At 70.0% G+C, this 25,306-nt stretch carries 24 protein-coding genes; 7 read left to right on the forward strand and 17 right to left on the reverse strand.

Going from position 1 to position 25,306, the window contains the following annotated elements:
- Nucleotides 1–8 precede the first annotated feature (8 nt).
- Nucleotides 9–1,352, forward strand: coding sequence for a multidrug effflux MFS transporter (locus tag V8201_RS14975; protein WP_336545780.1), 1,344 nt, complete (start codon nucleotides 9–11; stop codon nucleotides 1,350–1,352).
- Between the two features lie 24 nt (nucleotides 1,353–1,376).
- Here V8201_RS14975 and V8201_RS14980 read toward each other — a convergent pair whose 3' ends face one another.
- The 3 genes from V8201_RS14980 to V8201_RS14990 are packed head-to-tail and all read right to left on the reverse strand — an operon-like array spanning nucleotide 1,377 to nucleotide 5,205.
- A complete protein-coding gene (locus V8201_RS14980; RefSeq protein ID WP_336545781.1) occupies nucleotides 1,377–3,707 on the reverse strand; it encodes a xanthine dehydrogenase family protein molybdopterin-binding subunit in 2,331 nt (776 codons plus the stop codon).
- Entirely contained in the window at nucleotides 3,704–4,687 is a 984-nt protein-coding gene (locus V8201_RS14985; RefSeq protein WP_336545782.1) for an FAD binding domain-containing protein, read from the reverse strand. Before V8201_RS14985 ends, V8201_RS14980 begins: the two co-directional genes overlap by 4 nt.
- The gene (locus tag V8201_RS14990; protein WP_336545783.1) at nucleotides 4,684–5,205 is read right to left on the reverse strand and encodes a 2Fe-2S iron-sulfur cluster-binding protein; all 522 of its coding nucleotides are present in this window, start codon (nucleotides 5,203–5,205) and stop codon (nucleotides 4,684–4,686) included. The genes V8201_RS14985 and V8201_RS14990 overlap by 4 nt, the downstream gene beginning before the upstream one ends.
- A gap of 110 nt (nucleotides 5,206–5,315) precedes the next feature.
- On the opposite strand from V8201_RS14990, the gene V8201_RS14995 reads away from it, so the two are divergent.
- Nucleotides 5,316–6,320, forward strand: coding sequence for a zinc-dependent alcohol dehydrogenase family protein (locus V8201_RS14995; protein ID WP_336545784.1), 1,005 nt, complete (start codon nucleotides 5,316–5,318; stop codon nucleotides 6,318–6,320).
- A gap of 3 nt (nucleotides 6,321–6,323) precedes the next feature.
- Here the strand turns inward: V8201_RS14995 and V8201_RS15000 are convergent, their stop codons facing one another.
- Together V8201_RS15000 and V8201_RS15005 are read right to left on the reverse strand one after the other, a co-directional pair.
- Entirely contained in the window at nucleotides 6,324–7,331 is a 1,008-nt protein-coding gene (locus V8201_RS15000) for a zinc-binding alcohol dehydrogenase family protein (RefSeq protein WP_336545785.1), read from the reverse strand.
- Nucleotides 7,332–7,402: 71 nt separating this feature from the next.
- Entirely contained in the window at nucleotides 7,403–8,182 is a 780-nt protein-coding gene (locus V8201_RS15005) for an IclR family transcriptional regulator (RefSeq protein ID WP_037534059.1), read from the reverse strand.
- Nucleotides 8,183–8,263: 81 nt separating this feature from the next.
- Between V8201_RS15005 and V8201_RS15010 the strand changes: the two genes are divergently transcribed.
- Together V8201_RS15010 and V8201_RS15015 are read left to right on the forward strand one after the other, a co-directional pair.
- Entirely contained in the window at nucleotides 8,264–8,647 is a 384-nt protein-coding gene (locus V8201_RS15010; protein ID WP_336545786.1) for an L-rhamnose mutarotase, read from the forward strand.
- The gene (locus V8201_RS15015) at nucleotides 8,644–9,498 is read left to right on the forward strand and encodes an amidohydrolase family protein (RefSeq protein ID WP_336545787.1); all 855 of its coding nucleotides are present in this window, start codon (nucleotides 8,644–8,646) and stop codon (nucleotides 9,496–9,498) included. Before V8201_RS15010 ends, V8201_RS15015 begins: the two co-directional genes overlap by 4 nt.
- 187 nt (nucleotides 9,499–9,685) lie before the next feature.
- On the opposite strand, the gene V8201_RS15020 is transcribed toward V8201_RS15015, so the two are convergent.
- Together V8201_RS15020 and V8201_RS15025 are read right to left on the reverse strand one after the other, a co-directional pair.
- A complete protein-coding gene (locus tag V8201_RS15020) occupies nucleotides 9,686–9,883 on the reverse strand; it encodes a hypothetical protein (RefSeq protein WP_336545788.1) in 198 nt (65 codons plus the stop codon).
- A gap of 77 nt (nucleotides 9,884–9,960) precedes the next feature.
- Nucleotides 9,961–10,302, reverse strand: a complete 342-nt coding sequence (locus V8201_RS15025) for a PilZ domain-containing protein (RefSeq protein WP_271300070.1) — start codon at nucleotides 10,300–10,302, stop codon at nucleotides 9,961–9,963.
- 156 nt (nucleotides 10,303–10,458) lie between these two features.
- Here V8201_RS15025 and V8201_RS15030 point away from each other — a divergent pair, with 156 nt between their 5' ends.
- Complete coding sequence (locus V8201_RS15030; protein WP_153810798.1) at nucleotides 10,459–10,599, forward strand: hypothetical protein; 141 nt, start codon at nucleotides 10,459–10,461, stop codon at nucleotides 10,597–10,599.
- A 3-nt stretch (nucleotides 10,600–10,602) separates the two neighbouring features.
- On the opposite strand, the gene V8201_RS15035 is transcribed toward V8201_RS15030, so the two are convergent.
- From V8201_RS15035 to V8201_RS15075, 9 genes are all read right to left on the reverse strand, one after another.
- Complete coding sequence (locus V8201_RS15035) at nucleotides 10,603–13,008, reverse strand: hypothetical protein (protein WP_336545789.1); 2,406 nt, start codon at nucleotides 13,006–13,008, stop codon at nucleotides 10,603–10,605.
- Nucleotides 13,009–13,305: 297 nt separating this feature from the next.
- Nucleotides 13,306–14,100 carry a MetQ/NlpA family ABC transporter substrate-binding protein gene (locus V8201_RS15040; protein ID WP_037534064.1) on the reverse strand — a complete coding sequence of 265 codons (795 nt, stop codon included), beginning with the start codon at nucleotides 14,098–14,100 and terminating at the stop codon, nucleotides 13,306–13,308.
- 11 nt (nucleotides 14,101–14,111) lie between these two features.
- The gene (locus V8201_RS15045) at nucleotides 14,112–14,777 is read right to left on the reverse strand and encodes a methionine ABC transporter permease (RefSeq protein WP_336545790.1); all 666 of its coding nucleotides are present in this window, start codon (nucleotides 14,775–14,777) and stop codon (nucleotides 14,112–14,114) included.
- Entirely contained in the window at nucleotides 14,774–15,508 is a 735-nt protein-coding gene (locus V8201_RS15050) for a methionine ABC transporter ATP-binding protein (RefSeq protein WP_336545791.1), read from the reverse strand. The genes V8201_RS15045 and V8201_RS15050 overlap by 4 nt, the downstream gene beginning before the upstream one ends.
- A gap of 119 nt (nucleotides 15,509–15,627) precedes the next feature.
- Nucleotides 15,628–16,257, reverse strand: a complete 630-nt coding sequence (locus V8201_RS15055) for a hypothetical protein (protein ID WP_336545792.1) — start codon at nucleotides 16,255–16,257, stop codon at nucleotides 15,628–15,630.
- The gene (locus V8201_RS15060; RefSeq protein ID WP_271300074.1) at nucleotides 16,257–17,057 is read right to left on the reverse strand and encodes a metallophosphoesterase family protein; all 801 of its coding nucleotides are present in this window, start codon (nucleotides 17,055–17,057) and stop codon (nucleotides 16,257–16,259) included. Before V8201_RS15060 ends, V8201_RS15055 begins: the two co-directional genes overlap by 1 nt.
- On the reverse strand, nucleotides 17,047–17,958 hold the full coding sequence (locus tag V8201_RS15065) for a transporter (protein WP_271300075.1): 912 nt from the start codon (nucleotides 17,956–17,958) through the stop codon (nucleotides 17,047–17,049). Before V8201_RS15065 ends, V8201_RS15060 begins: the two co-directional genes overlap by 11 nt.
- 96 nt (nucleotides 17,959–18,054) lie before the next feature.
- Entirely contained in the window at nucleotides 18,055–18,660 is a 606-nt protein-coding gene (locus V8201_RS15070; protein WP_336545793.1) for a biliverdin-producing heme oxygenase, read from the reverse strand.
- A gap of 11 nt (nucleotides 18,661–18,671) precedes the next feature.
- Nucleotides 18,672–20,462, reverse strand: coding sequence for a PAS domain-containing sensor histidine kinase (locus V8201_RS15075; RefSeq protein ID WP_336545840.1), 1,791 nt, complete (start codon nucleotides 20,460–20,462; stop codon nucleotides 18,672–18,674).
- A 129-nt stretch (nucleotides 20,463–20,591) separates the two neighbouring features.
- On the opposite strand from V8201_RS15075, the gene V8201_RS15080 reads away from it, so the two are divergent.
- Together V8201_RS15080 and V8201_RS15085 are read left to right on the forward strand one after the other, a co-directional pair.
- Nucleotides 20,592–21,272, forward strand: coding sequence for a response regulator transcription factor (locus V8201_RS15080; RefSeq protein WP_037532582.1), 681 nt, complete (start codon nucleotides 20,592–20,594; stop codon nucleotides 21,270–21,272).
- A complete protein-coding gene (locus V8201_RS15085) occupies nucleotides 21,269–22,636 on the forward strand; it encodes a sensor histidine kinase (protein ID WP_336545794.1) in 1,368 nt (455 codons plus the stop codon). Before V8201_RS15080 ends, V8201_RS15085 begins: the two co-directional genes overlap by 4 nt.
- Here the strand turns inward: V8201_RS15085 and V8201_RS15090 are convergent.
- Nucleotides 22,606–25,206, reverse strand: a complete 2,601-nt coding sequence (locus tag V8201_RS15090) for a TonB-dependent receptor (RefSeq protein WP_336545795.1) — start codon at nucleotides 25,204–25,206, stop codon at nucleotides 22,606–22,608. The genes V8201_RS15085 and V8201_RS15090 overlap by 31 nt on opposite strands.
- Between the last annotated feature and the right edge of the window lie 100 nt (nucleotides 25,207–25,306).

A 25,306-nucleotide genomic window follows, 5' to 3' on the forward strand; every position in this document is an offset into this window, starting at 1 on the left:
TTTGCATAATGTTGCAATGCGGTAACAGTCGTTGCCGTCCCGACATTCGCGGGAGGCCCGAACCAGCACCGGATCAGGGACTTGGCCTTGCCGCGCAGCCTCATCGCGTCGATAGCCGCGCGATGACCGACACCCCATCGTCCGCCGGCATGGCGCCGCGCGAATTCGTCGCCTTCATCGCCGCGGTGATGGCGGTCAATGCCTTGGGCGTCGACCTGATGCTGCCTGCCCTCGCCGACATCGGCCGCGATCTGATGGTGACGGAGGCCAATCACCGGCAATGGGTGGTGACGGTCTATATGGTCGGCTTCGGCATCGGCCAGTTGGTCTACGGGCCGCTCGCCGATCGCTACGGCCGGCGGCCGGTGCTGGTGGCGACGCTGGCGGGGTTCATCGCGGCGAGCGTGTTCGCCGCCGGCTCGGCGAGCTTCGCGGCGCTGCTCGGCGCGCGGCTGTTGCAGGGGCTGATGTCGGCGTCGACGCGTGTGCTGGCGGTGGCGATCGTCCGCGACCGGGAATCCGGGCGGCAGATGGCGCGGACGATGTCGGTGGCGCAGATGATCTTCTTCATCGTGCCGATCATGGCGCCGACTTTGGGGCAGGGGCTGCTCGCCTTCGGGCCGTGGCGGGTGATCTTCTACGGCCTCGCGGTGTTCGCCGCGGTGGTGCTCGCCTGGTCGTCGCTGCGGCTCGGCGAGACGCTGCCGGTGGCGCGGCGCCGGCCGCTGTCGCTCGCCAATCTCGCCGGCAGCTACCGGCTGACGCTGACCAACCGCTATTCGGTCGGCTATGCGCTCGCCGCGTCGCTGACCTTCGGCGGGATCATCGCCTTCGTCTCGTCGGCGCAGCAGATCTTCGTCGAGGAATTCGGCGCAGGACGGCGTTTCACCCTGCTGTTCGCGGCCTGCGCCTTTTCGATGGGGCTCGCCTCCTTCGCCAACAGCCGGCTGGTCGAGCGGCTCGGCACGCGGCTGATCTCGCAATCGGCGGTGCTCGCGCTGATCGCGCTGTCGGTGATCCACGTCGCGATCATCCTCAGCGGGCACGAGACGCTGGTCAGCTTCATGATCCTGCAGGCGTCGAGCATGACCTGCATCGGCCTGTGCGGTTCGAATTTCGGCGCGATGGCGATGGAGCCGGTCGGCCATATCGCCGGCAGCGCCTCGTCGGTGCAGGGGTTCATCACCAGCATCGGCGCGGTGCTGGTCGGCAGCGCGATCGGCCAGTCCTATGCCGGCACGACGCTGCCGCTGGCAATCGGCTATCTCGGCATCGGCGTCGCGGTGCTGGCGCTGGTCTGGGTGGTAGAGAAGGGCGAGCTGTTCCGGCCGCGGATGGCGGAGGGCGCCTGACCCGGCGCCCTCCGCGGCGCGGCGCTAGAGCAATTTGTCGAGCGTGATCGGCAGGTCGCGGATGCGCTTGCCGGTGGCGTTGAACACCGCATTGGCGACCGCCGCGCCGACGCCGGTGATGCCGATCTCGCCGACGCCGCGCGCACCCATCGGCGTGTGCGGATCGGGCACGTCGGTCCACATCACCTCGATCGCCGGCACGTCCATGTGCACGGGGACGTGATATTCGGCGAGGCTGGGGTTCATGATCCGGCCGCTGCGCTCGTCATATTGCGTCTCCTCCATCAGTGCGAGGCCGAGCCCCATGATGATGCCGCCGCGGAACTGGCTCGCCGCGGTCTTGGGGTTGAGGATGCGGCCGCAGTCGAACGATCCGAGGAAGCGGCTGACCCGCACCTCGCCGGTGACCGCATTGACGCGGACCTCGCAGAACATCGCGCCGTGCGAGTGCATCGACCAATGCATCGTCTCGAGCGGCATCGGCGCGCTCGCCTCGACCACCACCGTGTCGCGCTGCGCACGTGCGAGGATCGAGGCATAGCTTTCGTGCCGGGTCGGATCGTCGAGCCGGGCGAGGCCGCCGTCCCGCCCGCCGACCGCATCGCCATCGAGCCCGGCGAGCGGGGAATCGTTGCCGGCGAGCTTGAGCAATTCGGTGACGAGCGCGCGATGCGCCGCGACCACCGCCGCACCGATCGCCGCGGTCTGCTGCGATCCGCCCGCCATCACCGTGCCGGGCAGGCTGCTGTCGCCGTAGCGGAAGGTGACCTGCTCCATCGAAACGCCGAGCCGGTCGGCGATCACCTGCGACTGGGCGGTGGCGGTGCCCATGCCCATGTCATGCGCGGCGATGTCGACGGTGACGTGGCCGTGGCGGGTCAGCGTGATCCGCGCCGCGCCGCCGGGCATGCGATAATAAGGATAGGTGGCGGTGGCGACGCCGGTGCCGATCAGCCATTCGCCCTCGCGGCGGCTGCCCGGCGTGCCGCGCTGCGCCCAGCCGAAGCGCGCCGCGCCGTCACGATAGGCCTTCTCGACCTCGCGCGACGAGAAGGGCGCACCGGTGGTCGGGTCCGTATCGGGCTCGTTGCGCATCCGCAGCTCGATCGGGTCCATGTCCATCGCCACGGCGAGTTCGTCGATCGCGCTTTCGAGCGCGAAGGTGCCGACCGCCTCGCCGGGCGCGCGCATGAAGGTGTTGGCGACCATGTCGAGATACGCGACCTCGACATCGAGCTTCATCGTCTTGCTCGCATAGGCGCTGCGCGTCGGCAGGATGAACGGTTCGGGGAGCACGTTGTGGTGACTCATCGCCACCGTGCCGGTGTGGACGAGCGCGTCGAAGCCGCCATCCGCCTGCGCGCCGATCGCAACGCGCTGTTCGGTGACGGTGCGCCCGCCGACGATCCGGTAGACGCCCTCGCGCGACAGCATCAGCCGCACCGGTCGCCCGGCGAGCTTGGCGGCGGCGGCGGCGAGCACCTGATGCTGCCACAGCCCCTTGCCGCCGAAGCCGCCGCCGACGAACGGCGAGGTGACGTGGACCTGATCCTCGGCGAGGCCGAAGACATGGCCGAGCGACCAGGCCATGTGCGCGACCATCTGCGACGCGTCATGGACGCGCAGCGTCTCGCCCTGCCAGGCGACGGTGACCGCGTGCAGCTCGATCGCATTGTGGCTGTGACGCGGCGTCGTATAGCGCGCATCGACCCGATGCGGCGCGGCGGCGAGCGCCGCCTCGGCATCGCCGCTGCCATATTTGAGCGGTTGGCCCATGAACTGGCCGGGTTCGGTGCCGTGCGCCTTGGCCTCGCCGAAATCGGTGACCGACGCTTCGGCGACATAGTCGACGCGGATCAGCGAGGCGGCGTGATCGGCCTGCGCCTGCGTCTCGGCGAGGACGAGCGCGACCGGCTCGCCGTTCCAATAGATACGGTCGTCCTGCATGATCGGCAGGTCGTTGCCGCCGCACGCCTTTTCCGAGGTCATGAACAGGGGCATCGGCTGCATGCGCGGCGCGTTGCGATGCGTCATCACCAGTACGACGCCGGGCGCGGCCTCCGCCGCCGCGGTGCCGAGCGTCGCGATCCGACCCTTGGCGACGGTGCTGAACACCAAAGCGGCATAGGTCAGCCGGTCGAGCGGGAATTCCGCCGCATAGGGCGCGACGCCGCGCACCTTGACGGCGCCGTCGACGCGCGACACCGGCCGGCCGGTATAGCCGTGGCGTTCGCGGATCAGCGGATCGGGACGGCCACCGGGCATCCAGCTGTCCGGCGCCATCTGCACCGCGCTCTGCAGCGCCGCCTGCGCGGCGCCCTTGACCGCCTGTTTGGCGTCTTCGAGGATGCTCATGCGTCCACTCCTGAAAGCTCGGCGAGCACGGCGGTGATCGTCCGCCGCGCGAGTTCGATCTTGAAGCCATTGTCGCGCAGCGGCACCGCGGCGGCCAGTTCGGCGGCGGCGGCGGCCTCGAAGCTGGCGCGCGTCGCGGGCAGGCCGCGCAGCGCCGCCTCCGCCTGCGTCGCCCGCCACGGCCGGTGCGCGACGCCGCCGAGCGCGAGGCGCACGTCGGCGATGCGGCCGTCCTCGACGCGCAGCGCCGCACCGACCGAGACGAGCGCAAAGGCATAGCTCGCACGGTCGCGCACCTTGCGATAGGTCGATCGCGTCCCGTCCGGCAGCGCCGGCAGGGTGACGTGGGTGATGAGCTCGCCCGGTTCGAGCACCGTTTCGATCTCGGGATGGTCGCCGGGCAGGCGATGCAGGTCGACCAGCGGCAGCGTGCGCGTGCCCTGCGCCGTCGCGCAATGGACGGTGGCGTCGAGCGCGGCGAGCGCCACCGCCATGTCGGACGGATGCGTCGCGACACAGGCCTGCGACGCGCCGAGGATCGCGTGGATGCGGTTGAAGCCGTGGCGTGCGTCGCAGCCGGCGCCCGGCACGCGCTTGTTGCAGCGCGAGCCTTCGACATCGTAGAAATAGGTGCAGCGGGTACGCTGGAGCAGATTGCCGCCGACCGTCGCCATGTTGCGGATCTGCGCGCTCGCGCCGGCGAGGAGCGCGCGCGCCACGACCGGATAGTCGCGGCGGACCGCGGGATGCGCGGCGAGCGCCGCATTGCGCACGCCCGCTCCGATGCGCAGGCCGCCGTCCTCCGGCTCGATCGTGGTCGCCAGGGCGGTGACGTCGACCAAGGTCGCGGGCCGTTCGACCGTCTCGCGCATCAGGTCGACGAGGTTGGTGCCGCCGCCGAGATAGCGCGCGGCCGGCGCGGCGGCGAGGCGCAGCGCCTCGTCGGTGGCGGCGGCGCGGGTGAAGGCAAAGGGGGTCATGCCGCAACCTCCTGATCGACCTTGGCGGGGCCGTAGACGTCGAGGATCGCGGCGACGATGCCGTTATGCGCGCCGCAGCGACACAGATTGCCGCTCATCCGCTCGCGCAGTTCGTCGGCGTCGAGGACGACCGTCGCGGCGAGGTCGCCGGTGACGTGGCTGGGCATGCCGCGTTCGAGCTCGGCGGCCATGCCGATCGCCGAGCAGATCTGGCCCGGCGTGCAATAGCCGCACTGGAACCCGTCATGCTCGATGAACGCCGCCTGCAACGGGTGCAGCGTCTCGCCGTCGGCGATACCCTCGATCGTCGTCACCGCGCGGCCGTCATATTGCACCGCCAGCGCGAGGCAGGAGACGATGCGCTCGCCGTCGACCAGCACGGTGCAGGCGCCGCACGCGCCCTGGTTGCAGCCGATCTTGGTGCCCGACAGATGCAGCGTATCGCGCAGCAGATCGAGCAGGGAGACGCGCGGATCGTCGGGCAGCGGCACCGTGGCTCCGTTGACGGTCAGGGGCATCGCGCGTTCTCCCAATATTTCATTTAACTTAGCTCAGGCAATCGGCCTGTGCCACGGGGAAAGCGACGGGCCGTGAGGCGTTGGAGGCGGCGAACAGCAAGGATGACGTGATGCAAGCGATGACAGTTTCCGCGCCCGGCGGCCTCGACCGGCTGACGCCCGCCGACCGGCCCGATCCGGGTGCGCCCGGGGCCGGTGCGATCCGCGTCGCGCTGCACGGCAGTTCGCTCAATTATCACGATCTCGGCATCGTCCTCGGCCGCATGCCGAGCGACGACGGGCGCATCCCGCTCGCCGATGGCGCCGGCACGGTCGAGGCGGTCGGCGAGGGCGTCGACGAATTCGCGGTCGGCGACAGCGTGGTGTCGTGCTTCTTCCCGGACTGGCAGGACGGCACGCCGACGATCGGCGACTTCAGCCGCACACCCGGCGACGGCATCGACGGCTTCGCGCAATCGCATGTCGTGCTGCCCGCCACCGCCTTCACGCATGCGCCCAAGGGCTATGACGCGGTCGAGGCGGCGACGATCACCACCGCCGGGCTGACCGCGTGGCGTGCGCTGGTGGTCGATGCGCAGATCAAGGCGGGCGACCGGCTGCTGCTGCTCGGCACCGGCGGCGTATCGATCTGGGCGTTGCAGATCGCCAAGGCGATGGGGGCGCGCGTCGCGATCACCTCGTCATCGGACGACAAGCTCGAACGCGCCAAGGCGCTGGGGGCGGACTTCACGGTCAACTACCGTACCGACGAGGATTGGGGGCAGACGGTGTTCGACTGGGCGGAGGGCGGCGTCGACCATGTCGTCGAGGTCGGCGGGCCGGGCACGCTCGCCCAGTCGATCACGGCGGTGCGGGTCGGCGGGCATATCTCGCTGATCGGGGTGCTCACCGGCGTGTCGGGCGAGGTGCCGACCGCAGCGCTGATGGGCAAGCAGGCGCGGCTGCAGGGGCTGATCGTCGGCAGCCGCCGCGAGCAGCAGGAATTCGTCCGCGCGCTCGACGCGACCGGCATCCGCCCGGTGATCGATCGCCGCTTCCCGCTCGACCGGCTCGCCGACGCCTTCCAATATGAGATGGACGGCAGCCACTTCGGCAAGATCGGGGTGGAATGGTAACGGTCAGAAGCTGGCGATCGCCTTGAGCACCTGATCGGCGCGCTCGATCAGCCCCGGCATCGCCGTGGGCAGGTCGATCGCGGCGACGCTGTGGGTGTGAAGCGCGGCGGTGTCGATCGCACCGCTGCGGATCGCGGCGATGACGCGGGCGAAGTCGGCGGCGAGCGCGTTGCGGCTGGCGAGCAGGGTCGTCTCGCGCTTGTGGAATTCCGGGTCGGCGAAGACGAGGTCGCCCTTGGCGACGCCGACCAGCACGTAACTGCCGCCATGCGCTACGCAGGCGAGCCCGGCGTTCATCGCGGCGATGCTGCCGGTCGCGTCGAACACGCAGTCGAAGCCGTTGCCGCCGCTCGCCGCGTCGAGCCGCGCGTCGGCCTGTGCGTCGGCGAGGATGGCATCGAAGCCGAAGCGGCTGCGCGCCTGGTCGAGCCGTGCCGCGCGCGTATCGAACAGCAGGACGCGCGCGCCGTCGAGCCGCGCGAACAGCGCGGTGGCAAGGCCGATCGGCCCGGCGCCGCGGACCAGCACGGTCTCGTTGCCGCGCAGCCGCGCGCGCGCCACCGCATGCGCGCCGATCGCGAGGAATTCGACCATCGCCGCCTGATCGAGCGTCAGGCCGGTGGCGTCGATCGCGGCGCGTTCGGGAAGGGCGATCACCTCCGCCATGCCGCCGTCGACATGGACGCCGAGCACCGCGACCCGGGTGCAGCAATTGGGCTTGCCGGCGCGGCAGGCGATGCAGGTGCCGCAGGCGAGATAGGGGTTGATCGTGATCACCTGCCCCACGGCGAAGGCGGAGCCGGCCGGCGCGGCGATCACCTCACCGGCGAGCTCGTGGCCCATGACGCGCGGATAGGAGAGGAACGGCTGGCGACCGGCGTAGATATGATAATCGGTGCCGCACAGGCCGACGCGGCGGATGCGGACGAGCAGCGAGTCAGGGCCGGCGACCGGCGCGTCGCGCTCGACCGCCTCCAGCGCAAAAGGTTGCTGGCACACGATCGTCAGCACGGTAGGTCCATTCTGCAAGAGAGGTTGCATATATGAAAGATGCAGCGCCGTCGTGCAAGAGCGAAACCGCGTCAGCCGGCGTGGAAGCCGAGCGTCGTCGATATGTCGGCCGCGGCGCTGCGGAGCAGCGTGCGCGCGGTCGTGATATCGACGGTCTGCGAGCCGTCGATCAGCTCGAGGAACGGAATGGTCAGCGCCGCGGCGATCTGACCGTCGAACCCGAACACCGGCACGCTGAGATCGGTGACGCCGCGGGTGATCGGGCTCTGGCGCTGGTCATGACCACGCATCCGCACCTGATCGAGCTTGCGGTCGAGCGCCTCCCGATCGACCGGCTTGGCGCTGGCGGCGATCGCCTGCGCCATCTCCGCCGCCTGCGTCTCGTCGGAGGCGAAGGCCAGCAGGACGTTGCCCGAACAGCTCGACAGCAGGTCGATCCCCGCGCCGAGCCGCAGCGAGAAACCGCGCGTCCCCGGGCTCTGCTCGCGCGTGATGACGAGGCCGCTGCCGCCGTTGAGCACGACGAGATGGCACGATTGCCCGGTCTCGATCGCCAGCCGGCGCATCGCCGGGCGCGCCGCGGCGACGAGATCCTGCGCCGGCGTGGCGCGATAGGCGAGGTCGAGCAACTTGTAGGCGACCGAATAGCGGTCGTCGCGCGGCGATTTCTGGAGATAGCCGAGCTGCTCCATCACCACGACGATGCGGAACAGCTCGCCGACCGACCGGCCGAGTCGGACCGCCATCTCGCTGATCAGGATCCCGCTCGGCTGCGTTTCGAGCAGTTCGAGGATCTCGAACGCCTTTTCCACCGCCGGCGCCGCGTAGGTGGTCTTCGAACCCGACGCCATCGCGCCCTCCCTCTTGCTCCGCTGCCATGCGAAAGCCGGCGGGGCGTGTCAAATCGCTGGCCGTGGCGCGGGGGTTGCGCGATGACGCGCGACCCGACCCATGCCGAGGCCCGTGCCATGACCCGTCACCTGCTGCTGCTCGACATCGATCCGTCGTCCGACTCGATCGCCGCCTATCGCGACTGGCATCGCGCCGGCGGACCGCCCGCCGCGATCAACCGGTCGATCCGCGCGAGCGGGATCGAATCGCTGGAGATCTGGCATGTCGGCGACCGGCTGGCGATGGTCATGGAGACCGGACCGGCCTTCTCCGCGACGGCCAAGGCGGCGGCCGATGCCGCCGACCCCGACGTGCAGGCGTGGGAGGCGCTGATGGAGCAATTCCAGCGCCGCCTGCCCTTCGCCGCGCCGGGCGAGAAATGGGTCGCGGCGGAGCGGATCTATTCGCTCGACGAACAGCCGTGAGCGCGCCGCGCCCGCCGGTCAGCGGCGTGATCGATGCGCATCAGCATGTCTGGCGGCTCGACACGCCGGGGCATCAATGGCCCGACGCCGACCTGCCGGTGATCCACCGTGATTTCGCCATCGCCGATCTGCGCGCGGCGAGCGCGGGGATCGATCTCGCCGCAACGGTGCTCGTCCAGTCGCAGCCGACCGATGCGGATACCGACTGGCTGTGCGCGCTCGCCGCCGACGAGCCGCTGGTCGGGGCGGTAGTGGGTTGGGCCGACCTGCTCGCCGAGGATGCGGCGGCGCGGATCGCGACGCTCGCCGGGCGGCGCAAGCTGCGGGGGCTGCGGCCGATGCTCCAGGCGATCCCGCAGGACGACTGGCTGCTGCAACCCGCGCTCGACCCGGCGATCCGCGCGATGATCGCGCACGGCCTGCGCTTCGATGCGCTCGTCCAGCCGCGGCATCTGGTGCCGCTCCATGCGTTCGCGACGCGCTGGCCCGACCTGCCGATCGTCATCGATCATGCCGCCAAGCCGGGCGCGGCGGCGGGCGGACTCGATCCGTGGCGCGAGCGGATCGCGGCGCTGGCCGGGCTGGACAATGTCTGGTGCAAGATGTCCGGGCTGCGCACCGAACAGGCCGCAGGCGAGCCGGCGGCGGCGCTGGCGCCTTATGTCACCCATCTCGTCGCCTGTTTCGGCGAGCGGCTGATGTGGGGGAGCGACTGGCCGGTGCTGCTGGTCAGCGGCGACGATTATGCCGACTGGTTCGCGACCGCGCGCGCGCTCGCCGGATTGGATGCGGCGGGCGAGCGCCGCCTGTTCGCCGCCAGCGCGCGGCGATTTTACGGGATAAGCGACTGACGCGACGGGACTGGCGGACACCAAGCGCAGACAGCGCGGCGGGCCGGCCAACGCTCAACCAGTCGCGACCACGCCGGGGATGACCGGCGGTTCGGCCGGGCCGCCGGTCAATGGTTCGCGACGCCGCTGCCGGGCCGGCGGACCGACGACGCTCGCCGGCTCTGACGCCGCGCCGGTCGGGTGAAGGCTAGAGCCGCAGGCCGCGGCGCGTCATCTCCGAGGCCGCGATCAGGGCAAGCGGTGTTTCTGCGCGGGCGCGGAAGATGTCGGCGAGGTCGAGCAGATCCTCGTCATCGAGCGCGACGATCGACGCCTCGATCGCGGTCAACTGCTCCGCCGCCGAGTCGCGCTGATGGGAAAGCCGCCTGATCCGTGTCTTGAGCATGGCGCCGTCGTAGCAGAGATGGTCGCGGTGCGAAGCGTCTCTCTACCGGCATGCCGTCACGGAACGGTACGGTGGGATCAGTGCGGCGGCCCGGCGCGCAGCCGCGTCTCGATATCGTCGAGGATGCTCGCCGGCAGCGGATGGCTGAACTCGACGCCGACCTCATGGCCGCGGTTCCAGGCGATCCAGCCCTCCAGCTTGGTCAGCTGCGGCATCGCGATCGTCACATAGGTCCCGACCGTGACGCGGCGATCGAGCAGGACGCGGCAGCCGAGATGGGTGACGTCGCAGATCGTGCACGGCTCCTCGTCGAACTTGAGCGACGAGATCGTCGACGGCCAGCTGACCGGCAGGCGATCGGCCTGGCGTTCTTCCTGGGCGAGCCAGGCGGGATAGGGGGTGGGATCGACGGATGGCATGATCTTCGTCTATCATCGGATAGGTTAAGATGTGCTTCCCGTCGCGCGCGCAAAGTTTTGCCGCGCCTCGGGGGCTGTGAACCGAAGATAAACGACCGGTTCAGCATAATGGCATCGCGTCGGGCGCAAGAGCGCGTTTTTTTCCAGGAGCAAATCATGCCCGCTTTCCGCTGCCGGCTGGGACTGCACCGTTGGTCGATCAAGCCCGCGACGCTGCGTCCGGGGACGATGATCCATCGCTGCCCGTTGTGCGGGCTGATCCGCGTCCGCCACGGCAAGCGCGATCCGCAGGCGTGACCGTCACGGCACCGCCACCGCCGCGACGCTGTCGGGCATGTCGCGCAGCCGGATGAACAGCTGCGCCGGCTTCTGTCCGCCGGGTGCGGGCAGGTCGATCGCCGTCGCGGTGAAGCCGTCGGGGATCGGCTGCGCCGTGGTGAACGCCGCATCGGTGGCGATCGCCTGGGCGAGGAACAGCCGGTCGCCGCTCACCGTGCAGCGCGTGCCGCTACAGGCGATGCCGCGCACCTCGGGCAGGCGGACGACGCTGCCGAGCGGCGCCCAGCGCGTCGCGCTGCCGTCGCGCAGGATGCGGACGCGCAGCGGCCCGTGCGCGACGCCGCCGAGCGCCTCGCCCGGCACGAAGGAGACGATCCCGGTCGCGGCGTCCTGCAGGTCATAGCCCTTGCCGATGGTGAGCCGCGCGGTGACACCATTTTCGCCCGCCGCGATCTCGATCGTCTCCTGACCGGTCAGCGGCGTCGCCGGGTCGAGGCGGAAGGCGAAGGTGAAGCGCGCGTCCTGCGCGATGCGATCATCGGGGCTGAGCGTGACCGGCAGCACCCCGGCATGGACCGCCGGTGCGACGCTCTTGTGCAGGATCACCGGCAGCGGCCGCGCCGGCGCCACCGTGACCGCGATCGTCTTGCGGCGGTCCCCGACGAAGCGCACCTCGGCGGTGAGGCGCTCGCCGGCGGGGAGCGCGCGCAGCGCCGCGGGATCGGCCGGCGCCAGCACGAGCTGATCGGCGCGGTCGGAGCGGGTCAGCGCGCCGGGACGGAGGAGCACGCTGCCGAGCCGGACTTCGCGCACCTGATCGAGCCGCGAGCCGCTGAGCAGCGCATTGTCGTCGCCGGCGGACAGCGTCAGCGCGTCGAGCCGGCCGATCTCCTGCAACGCCGGCAGCGACAGCGTCGCGGGCGCGGCACCGGCGGTGCCCTGGACCGTCAGCGTCACCGTCCCCGGCGCGGCCTTGTCGAGCGGCACGTCGACGAGCAGGCCGCGCTCGCCGTCCTGCTTCCACGTCAGCGGTTGCGGCGCGCCGTCGCCGCGCCGCATCGTCACGCCGGTGACGCAGCCGCCGCCCTCGCCGGCGAGCGCGAGCGTGTTGGTGCGGCCGACGACGAGCGAGGCGTCGGCCGGCGCGCTCCACTGGTTCGCCATGGGACGCGACAGGCGGAAGCGCGGCCCGTCGAAGGCGGTGAACCCCCAATTGCCGAGCAACTGCCCGGCGACGGCGCCGGTGAAGCCGGCGGCCGGCAGCGACTGGTCGAGGACATAGCCGCCGCGACGCGGATCGGCGTGCGCGGGCAGATCGACCGTCGTGCCGCCGCTGCCGGTGGCGCGAATCCGCACGTCGCGCGCGTAACGCGTCGCATAGACGAGCGGCGCGCCCTCGACCGGCAGCACCGAGCCCGCGCTCGCGCAGACCAGCCCGACGTCTTCGCCCTTGCGCAACGGCGGCGGCTTGGCCGCCTCGATCGCCGGCAGGCCGACGACCATCACCGAGGCCGGCTTGGCGAAGGACAAAGGCGTGTTGAGCAGCAAGGTCAGCCGGCTGTCGTCCATCCGCGCCAGCGCCGGCACGAATTGCAGCTGCGTCGACTGGAAGGCGCCGAACAGCCGGAAGATATCGCGGACGACGCCGATATACGAGCTGTAGGAGCCATAGCCCGCCTGCGGCGTCGCGCTGAGCTGGAAGGCGAGATCGGTCGGCGCGCCGGCGAGCGTATCGGCGAGCGCCGAACTGTGCGTGTCGGCGAACAGCAACGTCTCGCGATCGCCGGTCAGGCAGGCGGCCTGCAATTCGACCGGCTGTTGCAGGCATTCCGCCTTGAGCTTGATCGACAGGCTGCGGGTGAGGATCTGGGAGGTGGCGCTGACGCTCGACGGGTCCTGCCGCTCGGCCTCGAGCAGCACGTTGAGGAAGGTGTCGAGCCGCGCGCGGTCGAGCGTCGCCTGGTTCAGGTCCTGCACCGCGCGGACGAAGGCGCCGGGCTGTTTGCGCACCGCGCTCGCCACCGCGTCGCTGCTGCCGCCCTTGGCGGGGAGGATGAACAAGGCGAGTTGCTGCGCACCCTTGGGGACGATCAGCGACAGCGTGCCGCCGTCCTGCTTGTCGTGGCGCTTGCCGGCGAGCGTGTCGAAGAACCAGTCGTGCGGCGGCCGCTCGACCGCGCCGCGCAGGAAGCTGGCGACGATGCGGAACTTCTCGGTGCCGGCGGGCGGCGAATCGAGCTTGATCGAAATGCGGTCGCCCTCGCTGAGATTGGGCACCCAGGCGAGCGGCAGCGTCGCGCCGTTATGCGTCACCGCGACGTCGAGCCGCGGCCCGACCAGATCGAATTGCGCCGGCGCCGCCTCCACCCGCCATGCGGCGGCGGCGAGGAGGGCGACGAGAGACAGGGAAGGAAGATAGCGCGGCATGGGTTCGGCGGCGATCCGGGTCCGATACGACAGGGCCGCGCTTGTGCCGCGCGCTTGTGTTCCAATTGAGGCTGTTGGCGTGATTTCGTCCGGCTTGATGTCTGTGCGGGTGCGACGTGACCGGGTTCGCGCAGACACGCGGAAGACGCAGAGGGGCAGTCCCCCGGTCAGCGCGGCCCTGTCATCGTCAGGCCTGAGCGGATCGGCGACACCAGCCGCAAACGCTACACCTCCGCGTCCTCTGCGCCTCTGCGCGAAATCCCATTCCCAGCGCAACGGCCATCGCGCCAACCGAATCTAGAACGCCGGCAGCACCGCCCCCTTGTAGCGCCGTTCGATGAAGGTCTTGATCGCCGGGCTGCGCAAGGCCGCGATCAGCTTGACGACGCGCGGGTCGTTCTGTTCGCCGGCGCGGCCGACGACGAAATTGACGTAGGGCGATTTGGCATCCTCGATCACCAAAGCGTCACGGATCGGGTTGAGCTTGGCGTCGAGCGCGTAATTGGTGTTGATCATCGCCAGATCGACCTCGCCGAGCACGCGCGGCAGCGTCGCCGCCTCGAGCTCGCGGAATTGGAGGTGCTTGGGATTGGCGGCGATGTCGCGCAGCGTCGACAGGGCGTTGGTCGGATCCTTGAGGCGGATCAGCCCGGCGCGCTGGAGCAGGAGCAGCGCGCGGCCGCCGTTGCTCGGCTCGTTGGGCAGGGCGACGGTGGCGCCATCGGGCAAGGCGGCGAGCGTCTTCCAGCGGCGCGAATAGCCGCCGAGCGGCTCGACATGGATGCCGGCATAAGGCGTCAGATGCGTGTCGCGCGCGGCGTTGAACTGGTCGAGATAGGGCTTGGTCTGGAAGTAATTGACGTCGATCTGACGCTGGTCGACCTGCAGGTTGGGCTGCACATAGTCGTTGAACACGCGGATATCGAGCGTGATGCCCTGTCTGGCGAGCACCGGCTTGACCTGTTCCAGGATCTCGGCGTGCGGCACCGCGGTGGCGGCGACGGTGAGCGTATTGGCATCGGGCTTCGCGCCGCCCGAACAGGCGGCGAGCGCGGACAGCGTCAGGGTGGCGAGCAGCAGACGGCGGTGCATGGGCAGGACCTTCAACGGCGGGTGACGTGGCGGGCGAGACGGTCGCCGCCATATTGGATGAGCTGGACGAGCGCGACGAGCAGCACGACGGTGACGATCATCACGTCGGTCTGGAACCGCTGATAGCCGAAGCGGATGGCGAGATCGCCGAGCCCGCCGGCACCGACAACGCCGGCCATCGCGGTGAAGGAGACGAGCGCGACCGCGGTCACCGTCGCACCGGCGATCAGCCCGGGCAGCGCCTCGGGGATCAGCGCGCCGGTGACGATCTGCCGCGTCGTCGCGCCCATCGCCTGCGTCGCCTCGATCGTCGTCCGGTCGACCTCGCGCAACGCGCTCTCGACCAGCCGCGCATAAAACGGCGCGGCGCCGACGACGAGCGGCGGGATCGCCCCGGCGACGCCGAGCGAGGTGCCGACCAGCGCCATGGTCAGCGGGATCATGACGATCAGCAGGATGATGAACGGCACCGAGCGCAGCACGTTGACGATCGCGCCGAGCACCGCATGGCCCGCCCGGCTGGCGAGCAGCCCGCGTTCGCCGGTGAGATAGAGCAGCACGCCGAGCGGCAGGCCGAACAGGATGGTGAGCAGCAGCGAGCCGCCGAGCATCGTCAGCGTATCGCGGCAGGCGCGCGCGATCTCCGTCCAGTCGACGTTGGCGAACAGCCCGGTCATGCCGCCACCGCCGCGAGCATCCGCTGCGTTGCCGGATGGCGCGCATCGGCGAAGATCGCGTCGACCGCGCCGGTTTCGACGATCCGCCCGGCCTCGATCACCGCGACGCGGTCGCACAGGCCGCGCACCACCTCCATCTCGTGGGTGATGAGGACGATGGTCAGGCCGAGCTCGCGATTGAGGTCGCGCAGCAGTTCGAGCACATCGCGCGTCGTCTCGGGATCGAGCGCGCTGGTCGCCTCGTCGCAGAGCAGCACGTCGGGATCGGTGGCGAGCGCGCGGGCGATGCCGACACGCTGGCGCTGGCCGCCCGACAGCTGCGCCGGATAGCGATCGCGCAGTTCGGCGAGGCCGACGCGGTCGAGCAAAGCCTCTACCTTGGCGGTGCGCTCGTGGCGCGACACGCCGGCGAGGCGCAGCGGAAAGCCGACGTTGTCGGCGACGGTGCGCGAGGCGAGCAGGCCGAAGTTCTGGAAGATCATCCCCATCCGCCGGCGCAGCGCGCGCAGCTCGGCGGCGGAGAGACGCTCGATCGACGTGCCGTCGACCTCGACATGGCCGGCGCTCGGGCGTTCGAGGCCGTTGAGCAGGCGGATCAGCGTCGACTTGCCGGCGCCCGAGCGGCCGATGATGCCGAACACCTCGCCTCTGGCGATCGACAGCGACACGCCGTCGAGCGCCGGCGCGGTGCCGCCGGGATAGTGTTTCTGGACATCGGTCAGCCGGATCATGATCGCTGCGTCATCGCCTTCGCACACAAAGCCCGAGCCTGTGGCGGATCGCCGGACGGCGCGCCAGCCCGGGCGGGCTTGGGGGCGCTAAAGGCTGGTTTGCTGATGCCGAGCGGCGATCATTGCCGGCGCAGCGCGCGCATCGCGTCGATGCTGTCCCGGCGCGCGCGCGCTTCGCTCGCGGACATGGCCGGCTGTGCGGGGGCGGCGGACGGCGTCGGTGAGGGCGGGGCGGGCGGCGGGGCGGTCGGTGCGGACGCGGGTGAAGGCGCAGGCGAGGGCGCGGCGGCGGCGGTGGCGATCGGCGCGGGCGGATCGTCCCCGCGCACGGCCGCGGCCAGCGCCTCGGCGAGCAGCGGCGTCGCCGGGATGATCGGAATCGCCGCATCGGTGGCGGCGGCGTGCGGGCGGCGGGGTCGGCGGGCGCGCGCCGCGACCGTATCGACCGCCGTCGTCGCGGGCGATTCCGGTTCGGCCGCGGGGGTCGCCGGCACGTCGATGACGCGGTGCGGCGGCGTCGGCGCATCGCTGCTGCCGTGATGACCGACGACGAAGCCGACCCCCGCGGTCGCCGCGATGCCGAGCGACACCGCCACCGAGGTCGAGGCGCGGCGCGACGTCTTGATCCGCTGCAAGGTCGGCAGATCCGCCTCTTCGGCGGGCGGCGCCGGGCGCGGCCCGTCGCGGCCGAGACCGAGGATCGCGTCGATGCTCGCGTCGAGCCGCTTGTCGTTGAAGCCGGACGACATCAGCCGTGCTGCGCCAGCGGCGGGGCGTCGGTGGCATCCTCCGCGGTGAGCATCAGTTCGGGCAGCAGCGTCGTGTGCAGCATCCAGCGCTCGTCGCCCTCGATGCCGATCGCGGTCAGCTGGTTGGTGCGATAGGCGCCGGTATCGATGCCGATCCGGTTGTTGCGCACCACCGGACGATGTTCCGACACGGTATGGCCGTGGACGACAATCATGCCGTGCGGGCGATCCGAATCGAGGAAGTCGTCGGTGATCCACAGCATGTCCTCCGCCTTCTGGCGGCGCAGCGACACGCCGGGGCGGATGCCGGCATGGACGAACAGATAGGCGCCGTGGCGATGATAGAGCGGCAGGCGCGCGAGCCACTGGATCGCCTCCTCGCCGACGGTCGCGGCGGCGGTGCGCAGCTTGTCCATCGTCGGCGGGCCGTCGAGCACCGCATCCTCGACGCCCCAGCTCAGCAAGGTCTCGCGCCCGCCGAACTTGAGCCACTGGCGATAGGCGTACAGGCTGCCACCGAGTGCATCCGCCATCATCTCCTCGTGATTACCCTTGAGGACGATGAAACGATCGGTCGCGGCAGTAAGGTTCATGCAGCCGCGCACCATCTTCGCCGAATCGGGACCGCGGTCGACGATGTCGCCGAGCAGGATCATCCGCGTCGGCACCGCCGTGCGGCTCGCCTGGTCGCGCTCGATGATGTTCATCAGCCGGCGGAACAGGTCGTAGCGGCCGTGGACGTCGCCGATCGCATAGACCCGGGTCACATCATCGCCGTCGGGGCCGGGGTCAGCGGGCATCGCGCCTCCGTAGATCGAGCGACAGCGACAGGCCGGCCGAGGCCGCCGCCGCGCCGCGCGACAGGCCGACGGTGGCGAAGCCGGTGGCGCGCAGCGGCGTGCCGCGCAGCCGCGTCGAGGCGCCGGCGAACAGCTCGTGCGCATCGTCGACCAGCCGCGTCGCGGCGCGCGAATAATGATAGGAGGCGAGCAGGAAGCTGTTGCTGTCGAGCGCATAGGAGGCGCCCGCCGAGGCCGCCGGTCCGTCGCGCAGCCGGTAGAGCGCGGTATCGCCGAGGAAGCGATAGCTGAACGCCGCAAACGGCGTCACCTTGCCGATCGGATAGGAGACGTCGACGCCGGCGGCATAATCATTCTCGCCGCTCGACAGGCGGCTGCTCGCGGTCGCGGTGTTGATCTTGGCGCGGCCGGAGAGCTGCACCTCGAGCGGGGTCGAATCGGAGACGATCGTATAGCTCGCGCCGAGCGTCAGATCGCCGAAGCCCTGGTTGGTGCGGCGGACCGGCGCGGTATCGGGGGCGACGAGGATCGGTGTCGAATCGATCCCGGTGAAGATCGTCGAGCGGCTGCGGATGCGCATCCACGGCAGCGAGGCGGACAGCGTCCAGTCGCCGACCCGCAGCCGCGCGCCGAGCGCCGAACTCCAGATCGAGGTGGTCGAGCCGGTGCCGAACTTGCCCTGCGCGTAGATCGTGCCGAGCGAGAGGTCGGCGGTGGTGTCGTCGGCGCGCATCCGCTCCATCGCCTGCGGCACGCTGCTCGGCGACACGGTCGAGGTGCCGCTCGACGGGGACAGAGGCGCGGCGACGTCGAAGCGGATCGGCTGCGCCGTGACGCCCGCCTGTCCGTCCTGCGCCGCTGCCGCCTGGCTCGCCGCGAGCGCGGCGATGGCGGAGCCCAAGCGTATCGCCCGCTGCCTCATATCGATCTCCCTGTCCGGGAGACGTATCATGAATCGGTTATGGTTAATCGATAATTTGCGTGGTTCCGGAGGATATTAGCCGATCTGCGTCTCCGCTCGGCGCAGCATCGCGTCGGCGAGCGCCTGGACCCGCGCGAAGGCCGCCTCCGCCCCGGCGACGACGCGCGCCTCGCCCGCCGCGTCGAGCGGCACCGCGTCGAGCGCGGCGGTGAAGGCGCGCCAATAGGCGGCGGGCCCCGCCGCCGCCGGGGCGAGATGGCGCGCGCCGAACGTATCGGACAGGCCGAGCCGCGCCGCCGCCTTGCGCAGCAGCGCCGCCCCCATCCGCGATCCTTCCGCGACATAGAGCCAGCCGAGCGCGGTGGCGGGATCGACGGTCCCTGCCGCGGGGAAGAGCGGCGCCGCGCCGTCGGGCAGCGCGCTGTCGAGGTCGGCGAGGTCCTGACGCAGCGCAGGCAGGTGGCGTCGCTCGGCGAGAACGGGCAGCCAGGCCTGTACCGCCGGATCGGTATAGAGCGCGTCGATGTCGCGATGGAACAGCCACTGCATCGTGGCGAAGCGCGTGTAGGCCGCGCGCGTCGCGAAGCTGCCGACCCCCGATACGGTGGTATCGAGCCGCTGGTGCGTCGCCTCGGTCAGCGCCTTGAGCCGCCTGGCGCGGCCGGGGGCGGGTTCGGTCATCATCGTCTCCGTCAGGAAGAGGGGGGCGTCGTCGAGACGGGCAGCTCGATCGTGCACAACAGTCCGTCCGTCTCAAGCACGAAGCGGGTCTCGGCGTCGAGCTGATAGGGCAGGGCGCGTTCGATCAGGTCGCGGCCCTGGCCGCTGCCCTGCGCGGTGGCGGAGGGGTCGGCGGGCATCACCACCGCCGACTCGCGCCAGACGATCGACAGGCGCGGCGCGCCGTCGGCAGCGGTGACGAGCGACCAGCGCACGGTGAGATGCGCCTGCGGCTGGCCGAGCGCGCCATATTTGACCGCATTGGTGGCGAGCTCGTGCAGCGCCATCGCGACCATCTGCACCGATGACGAGCGCAGCCGGATGCCGGCGGGACCGTCGAGCACGATCCGGTCGGAGACGCCGGCGATCACCGACAATTCGCCGCGCAGCAGTTCGTCGAAACACACCCGGTCGACATCCTGCAGCCGCGACAGCAGTTTCTGGACACGCGCCAGCGCATCGAGCCGGTCGATGAAGCGCGCGCGGAAATCGGGCAGGTCGCGGCTCGACCGCGCGGTGCGATCGGCGATCGAGCGGACGAGGTTGATCAGGTTGCGCGTGCGATGCTGCAATTCGGCGACGAGCATCTCGAGCCGTTCCGAATTGGTGATCGCATCGGTGACGTCGACGCTGATCCCGCCGATCCGCTCGACCAGCTCGCCGCCGCTGCTCAGCGCGAAGACGGTGTCGTGGATCCAGCGCAACTCGCCGTCGGGGCGGCGGATGCGATAGGTGCAGGTGCGCTGCTCGCCCGCCGTCGCGCGGCGGATTGCCTCGAATGCGACCGCGCGATCCTCGGCGACGACCAACGTCGACCAGGGCGGGGCCTCCTCGCCGCCCGGCGGCAGGCCGTAGAGCGGGGCGAAGGCGGCACTGGCATATTCGAGCCGCAGCGTCGTCGCCTCCCGCACCCACAAGGCGTTGGATGAGGCATCGCCGAACTGGCGGAAGCGCGTCTCGCTCTCCTGCAACGCCCGTTCGATCGACAGCCGCTGGGTGAGATCGACGGTGACGACGAGCAGATGACCGGGCCGGTCGTGGACGTCCGCCATCGGCGTGACGGTGCTGTTCGCCCAGATCAGCTCACCGTTCGGGCGGACATAGCGTTTGTCGAGCACCGCGGGTTGCCGTGCGGTGATCGCATGGGCGAGCGCGCGGCGTGAGGCCGGCAGATCGTCCGGATGGGTGACGTCGACGACGGTGCAGCCGAGCAGATCGGCTTCGCTGCGGCCGAGGATCCGGCACAGCTCCTGATTGACGCTCAGGAAGGCGCCGTCGGAGCCGATCACCGACAGGCCGACCGAGGCATAAGCGAAGATCGCATCGAGCCGCGTCGCATGGTCCGCCGCGCGCAAGGCTTCGGCCCGCGGCGCGGTGACGTCGCGCTGCACCGACAGCCAGGCGGTGATCGTGCCGGCGGCGTCGCGGATCGGGTCGATCGTCCAGTCGACGACATAGCGGCTGCCGTCCTTGCGATAATTGACACCTTCGCCCTTGAAGCTCGCCCCGGCGACGAGCGCGGCGCGGATCTCGGCGAGCACCGCGCGATCGGTGTCGGCGCCTTGCAGCAGCCGCGGCGTCGCCCCGATCAGCTCGTCGTCGGCATAACCGCTCAGCACTTGCATCGCCGGATTGGCGTAGAGGATCGTCGGGCCGGGCGATTCGATACGGGCGTCGGTGATCAGGATCGCATGCGTGGCGGCGGCGAGCGCCGCCCAGGCATCGGGCGGTCCAAAGGTGGAAATGGCGCGTTGGTCGTTGATCTTTCGGCCTTTCCTTCGAAGGCACCCGCCTTAGCCACGCCACGCCGGCGAATCCAGTTCACCGCGGCGTCCGCCGGTCCCGGTGAAAGCGCTTGACGGATCGATGCGGGAATAGCGTTTAGTCGCGGCATGACGCTCCAACTGCTTCTGGTCGAAGACGATGCCGCTTATGCCGCGGCGCTGGCCGACGAACTGCGCGGCATCGGCCATACGGTGACGGTCGCCGGCGACGGCCGCGCGGCGCTGACCGCGATGAACGAGGCGGCGTTCGATGCGGTGATCCTCGACCGGATGATGCCGCGGCTCGACGGCATGTCGGTGTTGCAGACGCTGCGCAGCGGCGGGATGACGCTGCCGGTGATCATGCTCACCGCGCTGTCGGCGTCGCAGGACAAGGTCGAGGGGCTGGAGGCGGGCGCCGACGATTATGTCGTCAAGCCGGTCGCGGCGTCGGAACTGCAGGCACGGCTGACCGCGATCCTGCGCGGGCGCGGCTGGACCGCGTCGAGCGCCGACACGTTGCAGGCGGGCGATATCGTCGTCAGCCCGACGACGTTCCGGGCATGGCGCCGCGGCCGGCCGATCGACCTCGCCAAGCTCGAACTCAAGCTGCTGATCGAGCTGGTGCGCAACGCCGATGCGGTGCTGACCCGCGCGATGCTGATCGAGCGCGTCTGGGGCTATGACTTCATGCCCGACACCAATCTGGTCGACGTCCATATCCGCCGGTTGCGCCGCAAACTGACCGAGGGCGGCGACGACGATCCGATCCAGACGCTGCGCGGCATCGGCTATATGCTGCGCGGATGAAGCCCGGCCTGCGGTCGCTGACGGTCGGCTTCCTCGCCGCCTTCCTCGTCGCGACGGCGGGGACCGGTTATGCGACCTATCGGCTGACGATCGGCACGATCACCGATCTGGTCGATCGCCGGATCGAGAACGTCAGCGCGCTCGTCGCCGCCGACGGCGCGCAGGACGGCGCACCGGTGCTGCTCGCGCGGATCGATGCGCTCGCCGGGCGGCGCGATACCGGCGATATCGGTTTCCAGCTGACCGATGCGGCGGGGCGGCGGCTCGGCGGCAACGTTACGCTGACCCGGCGGTTCGCACCCGGCTACAGCGACGTGCGGCGGCTCGACCGGATCCAGGGGCTGACCGCGGGGCGCGCCTTCACCCGCCGGGTCGGCGACGGGCTGACGCTGACCACCATCGCCGAAACCGAACCGTTCGACGGCTATGGCGGCGTGAGGCTGCGCATCTATCTGTTCGGCTACGGGCTGATCCTCGTCGTCGTGCTGGGCGGGCTGATCGTCTTCGGCCGGACGATCGCGCGGCGCTTCGCGGCGACGCGGCGGACGGTGGAGGCGATCATCGCCGGCGACATGCAGCGGCGGGTGCCGGTGACGGGGGCGCAGGACGAGTTCGATTCGCAGGCGCAGGCGTTCAACCGGATGCTCGATCGCATCGCCGAGCTGATGGCGGGGCTGCGCAACGTCTCGAACGACGTCGCGCACGACCTGCGGACGCCGCTCGCGCGGCTGCGCAGCCGGCTGACGACGATCGCGGCGGGCGCCGCGCCGGAGACGGCGGTGGCGATCGACCAGGCGATCGGCGAATGCGATTCGCTGCTCGCGATGGTGGCGGCGATGCTGCGGATCGCGGAGATCGAGACGGGACGGCGCACCGCCGGCTTCGCCGCCACCGACCTGACGATGCTGATCGGCGAGATCGGCGAGACGCTCGCGCCGGTGGCGGAGGAGAGCGGCCATCACCTGGTCGTCGATGCCGCGCGGCCGGCCTGGATCGTCGGCGATGCGCGGCTGATCGAACAGGCGCTGATCAACGGTGTCGAAAATGCCCTGCGGCATACGCCGGCGGGATCGCGGATCGTGATGGGAATCGCGATCGTCGGCGATCGCGCCGTGGTGCGGATCGCCGACGATGGGCCGGGGATACCGGCGGAGCAGCGCGCGCTGGCGCTGCGGCGGTTCGGCCGGCTCGAAGCGAGCCGCCAGCGGCCCGGCCACGGCCTGGGCCTGCCGCTGATCGCCGCGATCATGCGGCTGCACGGCGGCGAATTGCACCTCGCGGATGGCGAGCCCGGGCTGGTGCTCGGGCTCGCCTTTCCGCGCGATGCGGACGATCAGAAGCGGACGGTCGCTTCAAGACCGTAGGTGCGCGGCGGGTTGAAGTTGGCATAATCGCCGAGGATGCCGCCATAGTTGGTCGAGACGAGCTGGCCGTTGGCGCCGTAATTGTACACCGGCGACGAATTGGCCGACGAACGCCGGTAGATGTAGGTCGTGTCGAGCAGATTGCGCACCCAGAAGGCGAACGTCACCTTGTTGTGATCCGACACCGCGATATCGGCGAGCGACAGACGGCCGTTCATGATGAAGCTGGCGTCGGTCTTGGTCGGTTCGAGCTGGAAGCTGTACTGGCTGCTCGCATAATTGCCGTCGAGGTGGAAGCGGACGGTGGCGTCGCCGTTGCCGACCGGCACCTTATAGTCGATCGCACCCGACGCGGCGTTGCGCGGCGTGTAGACGATGTAGAGCTGCTGCGCCGGCGCGCCGGGGGTCAGCGGGTTCACCGCCGACGGTGCCTTCCAATAGGTATAGGCGTAGGACCCGGTCAGCGTCAGGCCATCGACTGGTGCCACGGTCAGGTCGGCCTCGATGCCGCGGATCTTGCTCTTGCCGGCGTTGATCGTCTGTTCGATGTGGGTGCCCAGCGTCGGGCTCGAGCCGTTGGTGTCGTAATAGTCGAAGTCGAACTGCGTGCCCGACCGGTTCATGATGTAGCCCGCCAGGTTCAGGCGCGCCTTGTGGTTCCAGAAGTCCATCTTGGAGCCGATCTCATACGACTTGACCGCTTCCGGACCGAAGGCGTTGAACGCGAGCGAGCGGTCGTTGGCGCCGCCGGCGCGGAAGCCGGTGGCATATTTGGCGTAGAGGTGGACGTCCGGCGTCGCATCGAACGCGACGTTGACCATCGGGTCGAAGCGGCTGATGCTGTTGCGGAACCCGAACGGCGACACCGTGCCCGGGGTGGCCAGGTCGGCACGGTTGTTGACGACGTAGAGCGTGCCGTGGCGCTTGTCCTTGGTCCAGCGACCGCCGAGCGTGACGTGCAGCACGTCGTCGAGCGCCGCCGGCGTGAAGGTCAGATTGCCGAACAGCGAGTAATTGTGATCGCTCGCCTGGCTGGCGCGGGTGATGAACTGGCAGCTGTTGGCGAATTGCGGCACCGTCGTCGCAAGCGTGTTGTTGCACGACGGATCATACTGCTGATAGCCCGAATTGCTGCTGCTGATCGCATTGGCATTGCCGGGGATCGGACTGCGGATGGTATAGGCCGTGCCGTTGGTGTTCCACAGGTTGCTGAGCGGCGTCGCGGCATATTCGGTCGCATGTTCGGTGTAATAATACGCACCGACGACGTAATCGAGCTGCGGCACGCTGCCGACCGCCTGCAATTCCTGGCTGAACTGGTGCTGGCGCAGGAACGACAGGCTGTAGCGGCTGAACGCCGAGCTCGGCGTGAACGTCTGACGCTCCGGACCACCCGAATTGTCCCACTGGTCGGTGCTGACGCCGCGCCATGCGGTGATCGAGCGCAGCTCGACCGCCGGGGCGACGCTGTAGCGCAGGTTGGACGAGACGCCGTGCGTGATGTCGACGCTGGGCTGCTGCGGCACGCCGACGTCGGCGACCGTCTGGCGATCGGGGTGGACGCCGACCAGCGGCGCCTTGGGCGCGATGCAGACGGGCTTGGTGTTGCCCGCAGCAATGGTGCCGCCGCACGGGGTGGTCGTGCCCGGCAGGACCAGCGACAGGCCGTTGTACGCGCCGACGGTATAGTTGTTGGGATTGTAGCTGATCAGCTGGCTGTACTGCGGCGTGTTCTCGTCCTTCGCATAATCATAGGCGAAGTCGGCGGTGAGGCCGTCGACCGGCTTCCAGCGCGCGGCGATGCGGCCGCCCTTGCGATCGTAATAGTTCCAGCCGGTCGAACCGGTGAGCGGATCCTTCACGGTCGGGTCCTGATGCTGGATGACGCCGTCCAGCTTCAGCGCGATATTGGCGAAGGACGGCAGGTCGAGGTGCGCGTCGGTATTGTAGCTGCCGTAATTGCCGACGCCGCCGGTGACGCGGCCACCGAACTGGCCGGTCGGCGCCTTGGAGACGAGCGACAGCGCGCCGCCTTCGGTGTTGCGGCCGAACAGCGTGCCCTGCGGGCCCTTCAGCACCTCGATCCGCTCGATGTCGAACAGCGCCGCGTTGAGGCCCTGCGTCTTACCCAGCGCGACGCCGTCGATATAGACGCCGACACCGCCGTCGCGGGCGGTCTGGTTCTGGTCGTAGGGGACGATGCCGCGGATACCGATGGTCAGCGCCGACTGGCGCGCTTCGAAGGTCGCGACGCGCAGCGACGGAATGGTGCCGTCGGCGAGGTTGAACAGGCTGAGGACGTGGCGGTCCTGCAGGCCCTGCGTGGTGAGCACGCTGATCGAGATCGGCGTCTTCTGCAAATTGGTCTCGCGCCGCGTCGCGGTGACGACGATGTCCTGCAACTGGCCGCCGCCGGTGTCCGGATCGGGATCGGCGACGACGCTGGGCGCCGCGGCGGGATCGCCCGCGGTGGTCGACTGCGTCTGCGCGAAGGCGGGTACGGCGCCGCCGAGCGCCAGCAATGCGGCCCCGGTCAGCAGATAGGTGCGGGCGTGGGTAACCTTGGACATGCGACGTCCCCCTGATCTCGTTTGTTGGATGATCCGGGCCGTTAGGGCTGTCCTGCGTAGTCTCCGTGACCGTTCGGTGACGCCGTTAGAATGGTAGTTT

Source organism: Sphingomonas kyungheensis (assembly GCF_037120395.1).
Classification (GTDB): Bacteria; Pseudomonadota; Alphaproteobacteria; order Sphingomonadales; family Sphingomonadaceae; genus Sphingomonas; species Sphingomonas kyungheensis.

Coding starts and splice junctions, on each gene's coding strand:
- V8201_RS15030 (WP_153810798.1), top strand. CDS start 10,459: ATGCCCGCTTTCCGCTGCCGGCTGGGACTGCACCGTTGGTCGATCAAG.
- V8201_RS15080 (WP_037532582.1), top strand. CDS start 20,592: ATGACGCTCCAACTGCTTCTGGTCGAAGACGATGCCGCTTATGCCGCG.
- V8201_RS14980 (WP_336545781.1), bottom strand. CDS start 3,707: ATGAGCATCCTCGAAGACGCCAAACAGGCGGTCAAGGGCGCCGCGCAG.
- V8201_RS15050 (WP_336545791.1), bottom strand. CDS start 15,508: ATGATCCGGCTGACCGATGTCCAGAAACACTATCCCGGCGGCACCGCG.
- V8201_RS15060 (WP_271300074.1), bottom strand. CDS start 17,057: ATGCCCGCTGACCCCGGCCCCGACGGCGATGATGTGACCCGGGTCTAT.
- V8201_RS15055 (WP_336545792.1), bottom strand. CDS start 16,257: ATGTCGTCCGGCTTCAACGACAAGCGGCTCGACGCGAGCATCGACGCG.
- V8201_RS15025 (WP_271300070.1), bottom strand. CDS start 10,302: ATGCCATCCGTCGATCCCACCCCCTATCCCGCCTGGCTCGCCCAGGAA.
- V8201_RS15035 (WP_336545789.1), bottom strand. CDS start 13,008: ATGCCGCGCTATCTTCCTTCCCTGTCTCTCGTCGCCCTCCTCGCCGCC.
- V8201_RS15045 (WP_336545790.1), bottom strand. CDS start 14,777: ATGACCGGGCTGTTCGCCAACGTCGACTGGACGGAGATCGCGCGCGCC.
- V8201_RS15070 (WP_336545793.1), bottom strand. CDS start 18,660: ATGACCGAACCCGCCCCCGGCCGCGCCAGGCGGCTCAAGGCGCTGACC.
- V8201_RS15020 (WP_336545788.1), bottom strand. CDS start 9,883: ATGCTCAAGACACGGATCAGGCGGCTTTCCCATCAGCGCGACTCGGCG.
- V8201_RS15090 (WP_336545795.1), bottom strand. CDS start 25,206: ATGTCCAAGGTTACCCACGCCCGCACCTATCTGCTGACCGGGGCCGCA.
- V8201_RS15010 (WP_336545786.1), top strand. CDS start 8,264: ATGACGCGCGACCCGACCCATGCCGAGGCCCGTGCCATGACCCGTCAC.
- V8201_RS14975 (WP_336545780.1), top strand. CDS start 9: ATGTTGCAATGCGGTAACAGTCGTTGCCGTCCCGACATTCGCGGGAGG.
- V8201_RS15005 (WP_037534059.1), bottom strand. CDS start 8,182: ATGGCGTCGGGTTCGAAGACCACCTACGCGGCGCCGGCGGTGGAAAAG.
- V8201_RS14990 (WP_336545783.1), bottom strand. CDS start 5,205: ATGCCCCTGACCGTCAACGGAGCCACGGTGCCGCTGCCCGACGATCCG.
- V8201_RS14995 (WP_336545784.1), top strand. CDS start 5,316: ATGCAAGCGATGACAGTTTCCGCGCCCGGCGGCCTCGACCGGCTGACG.
- V8201_RS14985 (WP_336545782.1), bottom strand. CDS start 4,687: ATGACCCCCTTTGCCTTCACCCGCGCCGCCGCCACCGACGAGGCGCTG.
- V8201_RS15040 (WP_037534064.1), bottom strand. CDS start 14,100: ATGCACCGCCGTCTGCTGCTCGCCACCCTGACGCTGTCCGCGCTCGCC.
- V8201_RS15085 (WP_336545794.1), top strand. CDS start 21,269: ATGAAGCCCGGCCTGCGGTCGCTGACGGTCGGCTTCCTCGCCGCCTTC.